The 14,867-nt window shown below is 60.7% G+C and carries 14 protein-coding genes; 5 read left to right on the top strand and 9 right to left on the bottom strand.

All coding sequences use genetic code 11. The features are described from left to right. The first annotated feature begins 115 nt into the window (after positions 1-115). Together SHEL_RS02475 and SHEL_RS02470 are read left to right on the top strand one after the other, a co-directional pair. On the top strand, positions 116-2,689 hold the full coding sequence (locus tag SHEL_RS02475; RefSeq protein WP_012797673.1) for a molybdopterin-containing oxidoreductase family protein: 2,574 nt from the start codon (positions 116-118) through the stop codon (positions 2,687-2,689). Between the two features lie 3 nt (positions 2,690-2,692). After that, positions 2,693-3,310: a 4Fe-4S dicluster domain-containing protein gene (locus SHEL_RS02470; RefSeq protein WP_012797672.1), complete on the top strand. Its 618-nt coding sequence runs from the start codon at positions 2,693-2,695 to the stop codon at positions 3,308-3,310. Between the two features lie 215 nt (positions 3,311-3,525). Here the strand turns inward: SHEL_RS02470 and SHEL_RS14200 are convergent, their stop codons facing one another. Beyond that, a complete protein-coding gene (locus SHEL_RS14200; protein ID WP_012797671.1) occupies positions 3,526-4,419 on the bottom strand; it encodes a LysR family transcriptional regulator in 894 nt (297 codons plus the stop codon). A 166-nt stretch (positions 4,420-4,585) separates the two neighbouring features. Here SHEL_RS14200 and SHEL_RS02460 point away from each other — a divergent pair, with 166 nt between their 5' ends. Further along, the gene (locus tag SHEL_RS02460; protein ID WP_012797670.1) at positions 4,586-5,959 is read left to right on the top strand and encodes a radical SAM protein; all 1,374 of its coding nucleotides are present in this window, start codon (positions 4,586-4,588) and stop codon (positions 5,957-5,959) included. 51 nt (positions 5,960-6,010) lie between these two features. Here SHEL_RS02460 and SHEL_RS02455 read toward each other — a convergent pair whose 3' ends face one another. The 5 genes from SHEL_RS02455 to SHEL_RS15555 all read right to left on the bottom strand — a co-directional run bounded on the left by SHEL_RS02455 (position 6,011) and on the right by SHEL_RS15555 (position 9,180). Further along, positions 6,011-6,337 (bottom strand): hypothetical protein, encoded by a 327-nt coding sequence (locus SHEL_RS02455; protein WP_012797669.1) that lies wholly within the window; start codon positions 6,335-6,337, stop codon positions 6,011-6,013. Positions 6,338-6,555: 218 nt separating this feature from the next. Next, entirely contained in the window at positions 6,556-7,728 is a 1,173-nt protein-coding gene (locus SHEL_RS02450; RefSeq protein WP_012797668.1) for an NAD(P)-dependent malic enzyme, read from the bottom strand. A 191-nt stretch (positions 7,729-7,919) separates the two neighbouring features. Next, positions 7,920-8,282, bottom strand: coding sequence for an L-2-amino-thiazoline-4-carboxylic acid hydrolase (locus SHEL_RS02445; RefSeq protein WP_169304495.1), 363 nt, complete (start codon positions 8,280-8,282; stop codon positions 7,920-7,922). Positions 8,283-8,381: 99 nt separating this feature from the next. Continuing rightward, positions 8,382-8,993, bottom strand: coding sequence for a cell wall-binding protein (locus SHEL_RS15730; RefSeq protein WP_012797666.1), 612 nt, complete (start codon positions 8,991-8,993; stop codon positions 8,382-8,384). Next, a complete protein-coding gene (locus tag SHEL_RS15555; RefSeq protein ID WP_012797665.1) occupies positions 8,962-9,180 on the bottom strand; it encodes a hypothetical protein in 219 nt (72 codons plus the stop codon). Before SHEL_RS15555 ends, SHEL_RS15730 begins: the two co-directional genes overlap by 32 nt. A 332-nt stretch (positions 9,181-9,512) precedes the next feature. Here SHEL_RS15555 and SHEL_RS02430 point away from each other — a divergent pair, with 332 nt between their 5' ends. Beyond that, on the top strand, positions 9,513-10,607 hold the full coding sequence (locus tag SHEL_RS02430) for an aldo/keto reductase (RefSeq protein WP_012797664.1): 1,095 nt from the start codon (positions 9,513-9,515) through the stop codon (positions 10,605-10,607). Between the two features lie 75 nt (positions 10,608-10,682). Further along, the gene (locus SHEL_RS02425) at positions 10,683-11,738 is read left to right on the top strand and encodes a cation diffusion facilitator family transporter (protein ID WP_012797663.1); all 1,056 of its coding nucleotides are present in this window, start codon (positions 10,683-10,685) and stop codon (positions 11,736-11,738) included. A 196-nt stretch (positions 11,739-11,934) separates the two neighbouring features. On the opposite strand, the gene SHEL_RS02420 is transcribed toward SHEL_RS02425, so the two are convergent. From SHEL_RS02420 to SHEL_RS02410, 3 genes are all read right to left on the bottom strand, one after another. Then, a complete protein-coding gene (locus tag SHEL_RS02420; protein ID WP_012797662.1) occupies positions 11,935-13,263 on the bottom strand; it encodes a M18 family aminopeptidase in 1,329 nt (442 codons plus the stop codon). Between the two features lie 108 nt (positions 13,264-13,371). After that, on the bottom strand, positions 13,372-14,349 hold the full coding sequence (locus SHEL_RS02415) for a hypothetical protein (RefSeq protein ID WP_012797661.1): 978 nt from the start codon (positions 14,347-14,349) through the stop codon (positions 13,372-13,374). A gap of 206 nt (positions 14,350-14,555) precedes the next feature. Next, positions 14,556-14,819 (bottom strand): PaaI family thioesterase, encoded by a 264-nt coding sequence (locus SHEL_RS02410; protein ID WP_169304494.1) that lies wholly within the window; start codon positions 14,817-14,819, stop codon positions 14,556-14,558. Positions 14,820-14,867 lie beyond the last annotated feature (48 nt).

Genomic DNA, 14,867 nt, shown 5'->3' with positions numbered 1-14,867 from the left:
ACTTGGTACCTTCTTCCCGTCGCAAAGGTTAAACAGGCCTTTGCAGGGGGAACGCAAGCACAGAGATTATGTATCGGCGCCGATCAGGGCTTGCGTAATTCTAGAAAGGGAGACCATGACGCATACTGCAATACCTCAGCGCGCTGTTTCCAGGCGCTCGTTCATGAAGGGCTCTGCAGCGACGGTCGCACTCGCTGGTTTGGCGAGCGTTGCCGCTTGTGCACCCGACCAGGCAGATGACGAGAGTGTCAATGCAGAAGAACCTGGTACCGGAACCGCTGCCGCGCCGGTCGACGAGGGCGAGACTTACGACTCGTTCTGCCGCTGTAACTGCGGCGACTCCGGCTGCGCCTACAAGCTCACCGTGCGCGAGGGCAACGTGACGTTCGTCGAGCCGAAGATCTATGCTGACGCTGACGCAGAAACCAAGGGGCGTTCGCGCATCTGCCTGCGCGGCCTGTCCAACGTGCAGCGCGAATACGACCCCGAGCGCATCCTTTATCCCATGCGCCGCACCGGCGAGCGCGGGGCGGGCGAATGGGAGCGCGTCAGCTGGGACGAAGCCATTGCCGAAGTTGTCGAAAAGTGGCAGCAGATTATTGACGAGGATGGCCCCGCCGCCTTTGCGAAGTGGACCAACTTCGGACAGTTCGGCCAGCTCAACGGCGCATTCGGTTCCTGCTGGAGCCGCCTGGCGTTCTTCACCGGCTGCTCGCAGCTGACCACCGGCGCCGACTGGGGCTTCATGTACCCCGTTGGCTTCAACGTCAGCAAGTGGCATTACGGCGACAGCACGTCGGCCCTGCACCGCTGCAAGAACATCGTCATTTGGGGCGAGGACACCTCGGTCTGCTACCAGCACACCTGGCGCTACATCTGCGATGCCAAGGAGGCTGGCGCCCGGATCGTCGTCGTGGACCCGCGCTTCACCCGCACCGCAGCTCAGGGCGACATCCATCTGCGCCCGCATTACAATTCCGACTCCGCGCTATGCTTAGGGATTGCGAACTACCTGATTGAAAACGAGAAGTACGACGCCGAGTTCATGAAATCGTACTCCGACGGGGCGTTCTTGGTCCGCAGCGACACCGGTGCCTACCTGCGCGCAGCCGACGTGAATCTGACCGCCGCGAACACCGAGCCCGACGGCAGCCCGCGCCACGACTGGGACTACGTGGTCTGGGACGCCGCAGCCGACGCCGCCGCGCCCGCCAGCGACGCCTCCGACCCGGCGCTGACCGGCACCTACACGGTTGAAGGCATCGAGTGCACCACCGCGTTCAGCCTGTATTCCGCCCGCGCCGCCGAGTGGCCGCTGGACCGTACCTCCGACGTGTGCGGCCTGACCGAAGACGAGATCAAACAGCTGGCCGACATCATTGCCGAGCAGCCCACGCTCATCAAGCCCGGTCTGGGTATGTCGCACTCACTGAACTGCCATACTGCCATTCAGGCCATGGCAACGCTCGTAACGCTGACCGGCAACATCGGCAAGCCCGGCACCGGCCTTTCGTTCTACAGCTCCGACGAGCGCTTCATGGCGAAGGACTACTACGGATACCCCGAGGCCAGCAACGTCGTCACCGACGAGACCGGCGCCGTCACCATCGAAGGCGCCACCGAGAACCGTCGCGGCCCCGCCTATTCGGTCCTGAAGTTCCCCGAAATCATGAGCGAGGGCACCTACGGCGGACAGCCCGCAACCATCCGCGGCGCCATCGTGCATTCCGCCAACCCCTTGGCCAACATCCCCGATCGTCAGGCCATTTTGGGCGCCGTGCAGAAGCTCGACTACCTGGTCGTCGTCGACTTCGTCATGAGCGAAACGGCCCGCTACGCCGATATCGTGCTGCCCTGCTCCTTCTGGTTCGAGCAGCCCGAAGAGTTCAAGCCCAACCGCCAGCACTACGTGCACTACGGGCCCGCGGCCATCGACCCCATTGGCGAGAGCCTGAGCGACTTCGACATCTGCAAGCTTATCGGCACGCAGATGGGCTTCGGCGAGTTCTACGACGAGACCCAGGAAGAGGTCCTGAAGAACATGATCGACGGTGCCGAGGCCGTTGACGTGAACGGCGAGGCCATCACCTTCGACCGCCTGGCTGCCGAAGGCCAGATCCGCTTGGCCAAGGACGACGACTACGACGGAACGGACGTGTGCGCCACCGACACGGGTCGCTTCAACTTCTACGTCGAGAACCCGGCGCCGCGTCTGGATTGGGGCGAGGAGATGCCCGACGAGCACCTTCCCTACTTCGCGCCGCCGGCCGAGGCCTGGAACGTGGGATCGGCAGACTTCCCCGCCAACGAGCTGGCCGAACGGTACCCGCTCATCTTCCTGTCGTGCCATTCCCGCTGGCGCATCCACACCACGTACAGCAACTCCCCGTGGCTGAAGGAGCTGTACCCCGAGCCCGTGATCTACGTGAACCCCGACGACGCCGAAGCCCGCGGCATTGCCGACGGTGACGTGGTCCGCGCGTTCAACGATCGCGGCGAAGTGGTGCTGACCGCGCATTTCGACGCCGGCCTGTTCCCTGGCACGGTGAACGTGCCCCATGGCTGGCAGGAGGGCGACTTTATCAAGGGTCACTATTCCAACCTGTCCTCGCGCGCCACGCACCAACTGGACGCCAGCGAGAACTACTACGACTGCCTGTGCCAAATCGAGAAGTACCAGGAGGCTTAAACCATGACTCGTTACGGAATGGTCATCGACCTTGCCCGCTGCATGGGCTGCCAAACCTGCGCCGTGTACTGCAAATCGGCTAACAACCTGCCCAAAAACGTGTGGTATAACCGCATCGACAACGAAGCGGGCAGCTACACCGACGCCGCTGGCGGCACGACGGACGAACCCGCCATGGCGTTTCGCCCGGTAGCGTGCCAACACTGCGAGAACCCCGCGTGCGAGGCCGTGTGCCCCGTCGGCGCCACCCAGAAGCTTGAGGACGGCGTCGTCATCGTCGACGGCGAGCTGTGCATCGGCTGCCAAAGCTGTATCCAGGCATGTCCCTACAATGTGCGCACCTACCTGGCCGAACCTCCCGCATGGGACATCGACGTCGCAACCGGCTTCGCGGACGCCCCGACGCATCGTGAGAACACCGTCGAGAAATGCTCGTTCTGTCACCAGCGCCTCGAACGTGACGAAGAGCCCGCGTGCATGGTGCTCTGCCCGGCGCGCGCTCGCATCTTCGGCGATTTGGACGATCCTGATAGCGCCGTGAGCCGCGCTATCGCAGAACGCGAAAACGAGCAGCTGATGCCCGAGGCCGGCACGAATCCCTCAGTGTTCTACCTGCTGTAAGCTGCGATTAGCACAAATCCCCTCCCCAAAGAGCCCGAAGCTCCTGGCAAAAGCCTGGCTTCGGGCTCTAACATATCGAGTGTCCAAACCTTCGCTTCGGTTGGCGCAACGGGCACAAATCGCCCCACGCCACCTCGATGACATGGGGCGTTGGGTCCATGCTTGCCGATGCCCGGTGCAGACTTTTCGCGACGCCAGCCCGGCCGAACGAAACGTCAGCCAAGCCGTTGGATGAGACCGCTTTCAAGCTGTTCGGTCGCAACCTCCTCGATAAAACGCACCAACTCGGCAGCTGCCGGGCTCAAGGACTCGAACGAGTTCGCCACAATACCGAAATCCATGTACACAGCCGGAGTGATAGGTATAGCACTCACGTCACGCCCCGACGCAGCGATAACGAACGGCGCCACGATGCCTATGCCGCACTCGTGCTCGGCCAAGCGTATGACCGATTCGGGCTCGCGCACAATGAGGCTTGTCTCGAAATGCCCGGCGTCAGGCGGCAGAAGCGGAATCAGGAAGTCGCGTGACATGTCGTTCATGATCAGACGATCTTGGTCGTCAACCAGGCTCACGCTCGTCACCTGCGATTTCGACGAAACAACGCCGCAAAACTGCTCAGGCAGCAATGTGCGATGTTCGAGCTCCTGATCGGTGTAATCCACCAGACCGAAATCGGCCACCTGGTCCTTTACCATGGTTTCGATCTCTTCCACCCCATCCTCGCGAATAGCAACTGCGACCTGCGGATACCGCGCTTTGAATCGCTGAAGAGCGGGTGCGAGCCACATGGTGGTGGTAATGGGAAGCGATGCCACGGTCACGCGACCGCCGATGACGTTGTTCTCGCGAAACGCGGTTTGATACATATCGTTTTCCGTGCGTATAAGCGCGTATGCAAGTTTCAAGATGTCCTCGCCGGCAGTCGTAAGCGCAAGCCCAGTACGCTTGCTGCGGCGAAACAGCTTGGTGCCCAGATCGTCTTCCAAAGTTTTGACCGCTTTGCTCACTGCTGGCTGCGAGATATAGAGGCGCTTTGCCGCCACAGTGACACTTTTGGCTTCCGCCACGGCCACGAACACCTTCACATTGTTGCTAATCATAGACATTAGGTTATTACCTCCTATGAACAAATGTATTTGAATTTATTATCCGAGGCAGATAATCTGTATGTCAAGACGAAAGTACGCTGGAACAAGCAGACAAAAGCGCATTGGTCGGATTTAACGCAAACAGACCGAACGATGCGCCATCGTCTTCAAGGGGAGATATTGTATGAAGACCGATAGCCGACAACGTTTGCCGTATCGCGCAAGTGCGAGAACCATTGCACAAATCCAAACGCCCGAACTGGCCCGATACGCACAAACCTACGTAGACATCGAACACGACCTGGTGCAGCAGATCCGCAACATGGGCGTCGACATCGAGCCCGAACGCCCCAGCCCGATTCTTGCCTTCACCGACGATGAGGCGCAAATGACGGAACGCGGCATCGCCGTGCGCAACAACCGTCGAAGCCTGTGCTGCGGCTGGCTTTCCCCGTCATGCCAGGCTTGTCGAAAGGGCGAAGGCACTACCACGTTTCTGTTCGATGTGGCATGCAACCGCAACTGTTTCTTCTGCTTCAACCCAAACCAGCGCAACTACCAGAAGCAATGTCGTGAAACGAACGATTTGGCCACCCAGCTGCGTCTACGCGCCCAACGCAGCGAGAAGCTGCGCGACATCGCGCTGACAGGTGGAGAGCCCCTGCTGCATCGCTCAGAGACCATCGAGTTTTTCCGTTTGGCAAACCAGTTGTTTCCTGATGCGTACACAAGGCTATATACGAACGGCGACTTCGCGGACGCAGGCGTGCTGGCGTCGCTGGCGCAGGCGGGGCTGCAGGAGATCCGCTTCAGCGTGAAACAGGACGACCCCGAGGGCTACATGGGCGACCCCGTGCTCGAGCGCATTTCCGAGGCGAGGCGCTATCTTCCTCGCGTTATGGTTGAGATGCCGGTGCTCCCCGGCGATGTCGAGAATATGAAGCAGCTGCTTCAAGCGCTGGACGGGCGGGGCTGCGATGGCATCAACTTGCTGGAGCTGTGTTTTCCCATGCACAACTGGGAGGCGTTCGCACATCGCGGCTATCAGGTGAAAAATCCGCCGTACCGCATTGCTTACAACTGGGAGTACGCTGGCGGACTGCCCATTGCCGGCAGCGAAGATACCTGTCTTGATCTGCTGGAATTCGCAACGGACGCAAACCTGCGCATGGGCGTGCACTACTGCTCGCTGGAGAACAAGTTCTCCAGCCAGGTGAACCTTGCGAACCGCCCCATGGCCGAAGCGACGCCCATGCACCAGCTATCCGAACATGACTTCTTCCTGAAGACCTGCAAGCTGTTCGGCGAGGACGCGCAGCGCGCAGCGGCGAAGCTTGGATATGAAGGCATACGATGCGACCGATGGGCGTTTGACGACGGCATCGTGACGTTCCATCCCTCGCTGGCCCGTATGCTGTGCCCGGTAGTCCCCGACGCCGAGCTGGCCATTTCTTACAACATTGACGAAAGGGGGCAATCTGGTCGACCGTCGCGCCTCCGCGAGCTTGCTCTTGACATTGTCGACGCAACCGACTTCGACGACACTTGCCACATCTAACAGCCTCGACCGAGCCAAGGCTTGTTGAATGCCAGATGAACGGCGCCGGAGCTATCTGCCCAAGTTTGCCCAAGTCCTCATCGTCTCTTGCAGCTCGTCGCTGAACTCTTTCAGGTCCTCGTCGCCGATGACGCCATCCGCATATAGATTTTGCAGAATAGAAAGAAGCTTTGAGCGGCTCAGGCCTTCGACGATCACGCCGCTATTCCTTTTGTCTTTCCGGACCCGCTTTTCCAGCTCCCACCAACGCTCGGACGGCAAACTGTCCTTCGCGATGATCTGGGCGTACTCCTTAAGGAGCTTATCCATGCATGCCTCCTGCCAGTCAGGAAGGTTCTTCCGCAATAACTTCCAGTCGCTCTCTTTTGGCTTGTACATTTCAACTCCTCCGCAACAACGGCCTCGTCGCCATTGTCCCATGTCCGAGCTATCGCGCCAACTTAAAAAACAATGCAAGGTGCTCGGCATGGTCGACCAGGTCGACGGGAGCGAATGCAGCGTCAGACCAGAATAAGCCGCCACATGGACGGCTTTTCTAGTCTGGTTGTTTCCCTGTGCACGGCAACCGAATGCGCGCTGCGCACAGCAGCTGGAACTTAGATGCGGGCCACTCCGCTATCGCGGGCGGCTTGGGCGACGGCCGCAGCCACGGCAGGCACCACGCGGGGGTCGAAGGCCTCGGGGATGATGTTCGTTGAGGAAACGTCCGCCTCGGCAATAAGGCCCGCGATGGCATACGTCGCAGCAACCATCATGTCCTCGTTGATGTCCGAAGCGTGCACGTCCAGCGCGCCGCGGAAGATACCGGGGAACGCCAGCACGTTGTTGATCTGGTTGGGGAAGTCGGAACGTCCCGTGGCCGCAACGGCCGCACCCGCCTCAAGTGCCAGGTCAGGCATGATCTCCGGCACGGGGTTGGCCATGGCGAACACGATGGGGTCGTTTGCCATGGAGGCCACCATCTCCTCGGTGACCAAGTTCGGCGCGCTTACGCCCACGAACACGTCGGCGCCTGTCAGCATGTCGGCCAGCGAGCCGTGCCGCCGATCCAGGTTGGTGACCTTCGCTATTTCCTCTTGAGGCTCGGTGTTGGCGGGATTGCCCTGGTAAATGGCCCCGTGGCGGCCCACCATGACGATGTCCTTCACGCCCAGGCGCATGAAATGTTTGGCAATGGCGATGCCCGCCGCGCCAGCTCCGCTGAACACCACCCTGCAGTCCTCGAGCTTGCGACCGGTAAACTTGCAGGCGTTCAGCAACGCAGCCGCCGAGCACACGGCAGTGCCGTGCTGGTCGTCGTGAAACACCGGGATGTCGCAGATTTCCTTCAGCCTGGCCTCGATCTCGAAGCAGCGCGGTGCTGCGATGTCTTCCAGATTGATGCCGCCGAAGCTGCCCGCCAAAAGCGACACGGTCTGCACGATTTCGTCCACATCGTTGGAACGGATGCACAAGGGGAAGGCGTCCACGTCCGCAAACTCCTTGAACAGGGCGCATTTTCCTTCCATTACAGGCATGCCCGCCTCGGGCCCGATGTTGCCCAAACCCAGTACGGCCGATCCGTCGGTAATAACCGCCACCAGGTTGTGACGGCGCGTGTACACATAGGACAGGTCCACGTTCTTGGCGATTTCCAAACAAGGCTCCGCCACGCCTGGGGTGTAGGCGACGGCGAGCTCCTCGGCGTTGGTTACCCGAACCCGGCTGGCGACTTCGATCTTGCCGCGCCACTCCTTATGCCGCTTCAGGGCGATTTCTTTCGTGTCCATAGTGCTTCTTTCCTTGTTGTGCAAGGCAATATCGTACGCAGCCCGGTTTGCCGAGCCGCGCGATATGCCCGTCGTTATGCGTCTGGGTTTCAGTTCCGAAATCCTGCGACAAAAGTTACCACATGCGGCGTTCATTATATATGAGTACTCGAGATGTAGCGCACAGGCGCCAGGCGAAAGTGCCTCGCGGCTTAGCGGAGGTTGTAACGGAAGTCGCAGCAGGTGCCGCCTTCGGCTATGGTCGTGGTCCGCGTCAGCGCAAGACCCATGAGGTCCGCCAACACGTAATCCAGTTTGCAGAGGTATTTCGCCAGGTCAGGAACGCCTTCGTCGCGGCAAAGCTTGCAAATGCCGCATTCCGTATAGTCCATGGCGTAATCGGCGTCGGTCACGTCTTGGCGGATGTCCACCACCCAGTCGTTGGGATATTCGCGACGGTGGGTCTTTTCGGCCCACTTCAGGCGGCCAGGAAGCTTCTTCTTGCTCACATAGGCCTCGCCGGTGCCCAAGAACATCGACGCCAAGCCCCGCTTGTTTTCAAATCCCTCCTTCAAGATGGCGTAGCAGTCCTCGAAGGAGACCCCCGCCTGCCGCTTGGGGCCAAACGGGAAACGGACGGCGGAAACGCAGCCCGCCGTCCGTACGTTAGAAAACTATCCGCGCCACACGCCGTTGGAGGCGAAGTAGTACGCCCTGCCGTTGATCACCTGGGAGCCCGTGGCCATCTTGCCCGAGGACTTCAGGTAATACCAGCTGCCGCCGACCTTCAGCCATCCGGTCTTCATGGCGCCGCTGCCGGCGAAGTAGTACCAGTCGTTGCCCACCTTCTGCCAGCCTGTGGCCTTGGCGCCGTTCTTGAAGTAGTACCATACGCCGTCCTGCTTTGCCCAACCGTTCTCGGGGGTCGCCGCCTTACCGGGCACATGCGCCTGGACGGACACCTTGTCGCTGCGTCCGACGATGTTCGTTGCGAACGCCTTCACGGTGTAGTCGCCCTTTGCGAGCCCGGAGAACTCGGCCTTGGCTGTGCCTTCGGCAGCGTCCACCACGACGGTTTTCGCCACAGCGCCGTCTTTCAGCAGCTCAACGGTGTAAGAAGCGGAATCAGGCACGTTGAATTCGGACTGCGGAGCGGCCCACGTGACGGTAAGCGTATCGCCGGCGGCCTGCGCCTTCAGATCCTTGAGCGTTGCGGGAATGGATAGCTGACCTTCAACGTAGCCGAAGCCCTTGTCAGATGCCGCATACGCCTTGCGAACACCCAACTGGGATGCGGGAACGCCCTCGCGCACCTTCGGCCGGCGCGGAGCCGTTGTACGGGCTGAACACGGCCAGGTTCTCGCCGTTGCCGTACGCGACTTCCTCATCAGGCGCGAACGACTTCACGAACGCGAGCGCATTTTCGGGAAGGTTGGCCAGCGTGAAGTCCACCTGTGTGGATTCGGCGGTCACAACGCCGTCGATGGTTGCCTTCGGATCCTACACCACGGGCGCAGCATCCTTCGTGACCAGTTGTTGATGCGTGATCTGACAATAGTTAGCCCTAGTTTACTTTATTGGCCGAACCCGAACAAGGTTAAAGTATGTCAAAGTTAACTTATTTCATATCCGCCGAAGCTTCCGGGGCCGACGGTTCGCGATCCGCTCCGGAATCCGGGAGCGCAAACAGGACGCATGCCTGCGGTCAGCCAGACAATACCGTTTGGTGACAGACGCCCGCCGCGAACCCCTGGCCAGCCGCAATGCGCTACCCTACGGAATCATTTATATATTGAGGGGGTTTGATGCAGTACACCGACATTCAGGGCGAAAGCCTTTCCAGACTGGGCATGGGCGCCATGCGGCTGCCCACGAAAGGCGGCTCAATCGACGAGGAGGCCACTCAGGAGATCATCGACTACGCCATGGCCCACGGCGTGAACTACTTCGACACCGCCTACATCTACCACGGCGGCAATTCCGAAACCGTGCTGGCCCGCTGCCTGCGGAAATATCCGAGGGACAGCTACCACATCGCCACCAAGTTCATGATTGCCACCGGCGTGACCGCCAAATCGGTGTTCGAGAAGCAGCTGCGCAAGATGCAGCTCGACTACTTGGACTTTTACCTGGTGCACAGCGTCATGGACCTGACCCGCGGCATTTACACCCATTCCGGGGCCATCGAGTACCTGATGAAGCAGAAGGAGGCCAGACGCATCCGCCACCTGGGCTTTTCCTCCCACATGAGCCCGAAGAACCTGCGCAAGTTCGCCGCTCACCACGACTGGGATTTCGTGCTGCTGCAGCTCAACTACCAGGACTGGTTCGACGGCACGGCGGCCCAGCTCTACGACATCGCCTGCGAATTCAATCTGCCCATCATGGTGATGGAGCCCCTGCGCGGCGGCAAGCTGGTCACATTGGGCGAGGCGGGCGACGCCATGCTGCGCGCCCGCGAGCCCGAAAACAGCATCCCCTCCTGGGCGTTCCGCTTCCTTATGTCGAAGCCTCAGGTCAAAGTGATCCTGAGCGGCATGGGCGCCCTGTCGCAGATCCAAGACAACGTGCACACCTTCTCCGAGCTTGGACCTTTGGACCAAGACGAGTTGGAGCTGTTAGAGAAGGCCTTCCGCGCCTCGCACAACCCGAAGCTCGCACCTTGCACGGGCTGCCGCTACTGCACGGACAACTGCCCTGCTCAGATCGACATCCCCGCGATGATGGACCTGTACAACGAGGCTCTTCCCATGCGGCCCGCGCAGCGCTCCCGCCACGTGCGTGCCGCTTTGGGCCCCAACACCGCCGAGGATTGCATCGGCTGCGGCGCCTGCACCGAGCATTGCCCGCAAGGCATCGACATCCCAGGCATCATGGAGGGCATCAACAACTTCGCGTAACTGTCCGTCCGCCCCTGCGCGCAGACGAAACAAACGTTACAATAATGGCATGTAAACCCCGATGTTAGGAGCATCATGACCACGCCAACCGCCGCCGCCAAAGCCGCGGCCAAAGCTGCCGCCGCCAAGGCCGTCGCCGACGCCGACTACGAGGCCCCCGACGGGCAGTCGCACCGCAATCCGAACGCCGAAGAGCACGTCGAAAGCACGTCGTCCGTCCTGGCCGCCATCGCCGCCAACATCCTTATCGGCATCGTGAAGTTCATAGCCGCCGGCATCTCCGGGTCTTCGGCCATGATTTCCGAGGGCATCCATTCCATCGTCGACTCCGGCAACGGCATGCTCATCCTGTTGGGCTTGAAGAAAGCACAACGCGCAGCCGACCAGGAACACCCCTTCGGCTACGGCACCGAGCTCTACTTCTGGACGCTGGTCGTGGCCATCATGATCTTCGCCCTGGGCGGCGGCTTCTCCATTTACGAGGGCTACACCCATCTGCGCGAAGTCGGCCCCGACACCGTGCTGGGCAACCCCACCATGAACTACATCGTCATCGGCGCCTCCATCATTCTAGAAGGCGCATCGCTTTCCGTGGCGCTGCGCAACTTCAACAAGGCCCGCGGCGACATCAAGCCCATGCAGTTCATCCGTGAGGCGAAGGACCCGAGCCTGTTCACCGTGGTGTTCGAAGACTCCGCCGCCCTCCTGGGCCTGGTCATCGCATTGGCGGGCGTCTTCTTCAGCCACCTGCTGGACAACCCGTATCTGGACAGCGCCGCATCCATCCTCATCGGCCTTCTGCTCTGCACCGTCGCCATCGTGTTGCTACGCGAGACGAAGGGCCTGCTCATCGGCGAGGGCATGAAGAGCTCCGAGGTCCGCGAAATCGAGGCCATCGTCGAGGCCAACGACCAGGTCATCGAGTGCGGCCGCGTGCTGTCGCTGTACATGGGTCCCCATGACGTGCTGCTGACCATCGACGCCACCTTCGTCGAAACCGCCGGCCGCGACGACATCGTAGATGCCGTCGACGAGATCGAGGGCCGTATCGTGGAACGCTTCCCCGACGTGACCCGCGTCTTCATCGAAACCGAGAGCCTGCGCTACACCCGTGCGGTCGACCTGATGTAGCCCGTCCGCACACATGCGCAATCCCAAGAGGGCGTCGGCATATGCCGACGCCCTCTTTGTGTATGATGCCGCTTGCCAACAACCCCTCACGCCAATCCCAAAACCAAATCGACTACAGATGCAACAGCCCATCCAGCAAAAAGGTCCTGGACACGGCGACCGTGTCCAGGACCGCAAGGCATCCTATGTCCGGCAGCTAGCCGATGACAGCGAAATCTGCAGACTCGATCTGGATGTCCGCGCCGAAGAAAGCCGCCAGCGCCTCGACGGCATAACGGGTATCTGCCACGCCTGCCGTCTCGTAGGACGAATGCATGGCCAGCTGAGGGATACCGATGTCCAGCGCATGCACGCTGACCTGGATATTCGACAGATTTCCCAAAGTTGACCCACCTACGGAATCGCTGCGGTTGGCAAACACCTGCACCGGCACGCCCGCCCTGGAGACGATGTCCATAAACACCGCCCGCCCGAACGCATCGGTGGTGTACTTCTGGTTGGCCGCCTCCTTGATGACGATACCGCTGTTGAGCAGCGCTTTGTTCTCGGCGTCGGTCTTCTCGGGGTGGTTCGGGTGCACCGCATGGGCGTTGTCGCAGCTCACGAGGAACGATTTCGCGACAGCGCGGCGGTATTGCTCATCTGCTCCGCCCAGCGCGGCGTTGACGCGGGTCAGAACGTCGACCAAAAACGTGGACATGGCCCCCTGTTTGGTATTGGAGCCGACCTCTTCGTTGTCGAAGGCGGCATACACGTTTATCGAGGTGGCAGGCGCATCCGTCTCCGTGAAAGCCACAAGCGAGGCATAGGCACACTGCAAGTCGTCCAGCTTCGGCGCCGAGACGAACTCGCCCGCCCAGCCCCACACGCTGGCCGGCTGATGGTTCACCAGGAACAGGTCGAAACCCAGCACATCGTCTGGCGCGACACCCAGCTCGCCGGCTACCATCTGCAGGAACGCGCCCTTTTTCAACAAACCTGCGGAAAACAGCGGGCACAGATCCACCTGGCGGTTGAAGGCCACACCCTTGTTGACGTCGCGGTTCATGTGGATGGCCACACTCGGGATGATGGCCACGTCCTTGCGGATGTCCAACAGACGGCTGACCACGCGACCGTCCTCGCGCACCATGACGCGTCCCGCCAGCCCCAGCGGCCGGTCCAGCCAAGAGCCGTCGATGATCCCGCCGTAGGCCTCGACGTTCAAGCGCAGATATTCTTCGGGGCCTTCCAGCTCAGGCACCGCTTTCACCTTGTAGGTGCAGTTGTCGGTATGGGCCGCGGTCATCTGGAAGTGGAAATCGTCGGGCCGGACGCTTTCGCCTACCGCGAACGCGACAAGGCTGGAGCCGTTGCGCACCGTGTAGTACCGGCCGCCCGGCACGACACCCCACGGGTCGCATTCGGACAGATAGACGAACCCCGCCTGGTCAAGGCGCTGCCGGATAGCAGCAACCGCATGAAACGCCGTCGGTGACTCCTCGATGAACCGAATCAATTCCTGAGTAGTCTGCAAAGCGTCCATGGCGCGTCCTTCCGCATCGTTTCGAATATGCTGTCGCATCGTGCATTATGCCACATCGGAACGGCCCGTTCCCGCATGCACGCCGGACACCTCGCGGAAGGCGCCGTGCTACTCCATGGCCGAGTTGATGTACCGCACCGCTTCGTGCATACCTTCGAGGGAATAGGTTCCCTGGCCTTCGTCGAAGTCCTTGTCCTCATACACGGTGGTTTCGCTGATGAGCGCCCAGTCTTCCAACCGAACGATTTGGATGGTGGCATATTGGGCCTCCGCATCCTTCACGTACTCGCCGGTATCCGCCGTCACCCACTCGCCGATGGTGGTCAATCCCACATCGTAGACGACCACTACGTTGACCTCGTCCGGGTCGTCGGTTCCTTGTGGAAATGCGTTTCGGTTCGGCACACTGAAGGAATGCGTGTCCGCATCGTAGAACACGAAATGCGGGTCATCCGGCATAGGGATGCCCTCGTCGGAGAATGACTCCTGTACGTAAGGGCCCAGCGCCCGGCCCAGATTCGCTTCCTCAAAGGTGCCGAACAGTGCAGAGGGAATGGAAACCACCGTGCCGATGCCGAGCAACGCGATAAAGAAAATCGCCAACGGATGCAGCTTCATGGAGGGGTTCATCCGCTTCTGGTTCCTGTAGCTCAGGACGCCTCGGATGCCCAGGATTACGAGGAGCACCGCTATGGCCATCATGACCAGCACCGCAATCGGTGCCGCGATGGCGTCGGGGTTCACGACGGCAAGTATGGCCAGCGTCGAGAACAACACCACACCGAGAACCAGGCCGTACAGGGAGAAGAACAGCATGCCGCTGGGGTATTTGGATTGCTTCTGCGCCCGAGCCGCATTCGGCGTCGCGTTCGATGCCCCTTTCGAAGCGACCGCGTTCCCTATGCGCTCGTGCAGGAACAGCACGACACCGCAGACCACGCCGACGAAAAGCATCGCCGTAAGCATCACAACATCGAAATCCGTATCGCCCTGCACCATGGTTCCCACACCGCCGAAGAAACCCAGCAGGCAGATGACGGCAACCAACGCCCCGACAACTTTCATGATGATATGCACGGCTTTCATGGGCATGCCCTTTCTCACGTGGCAGTATCGAAATATATATCCCCTTGCACATCCATCAGTGTATCGCAAGCTGGCACGGCTCGCATGCCCGGACGTGCCCATGTCGGCAGAACGAGACGCATGGCGCACCTGAAATGCCCCCAAACAGCAGCAACCCCGCGGCTGCGGGGCTGCTGATCGGTGTTCGGGTTGCGGAATAGGAGCCGCTATTTCAAGCGGTACCCGGTCATCTTCACGATGGCCAGCACGCGGTCGTTCTCGTCGGTCACTTTGACATCGGCGTAGCACATGCTGCGGCCCATCTTGTCCATCGTGCATTCCGCATACATCTCGTTGCCGGTGCCGGCGTTCAGAAACTCGATAGTGGAGGCTACTGACACCGTGGGCGCCTGGCCGATGCAGGATGCGATGGCGAAGGCGTAGTCCGCCAGCGTGAACATGGCGCCGCCCATGACGGTCCGACAACGCACTGGCCCCATTGGCGTTGCCGGCAACATGCAAAACGGCTGCATCCCCCG

Source organism: Slackia heliotrinireducens DSM 20476, assembly GCF_000023885.1.
GTDB classification, from domain to species: Bacteria; Actinomycetota; Coriobacteriia; order Coriobacteriales; family Eggerthellaceae; genus Slackia; species Slackia heliotrinireducens.
This window is presented reverse-complemented; position numbering and strand designations above follow the sequence as displayed.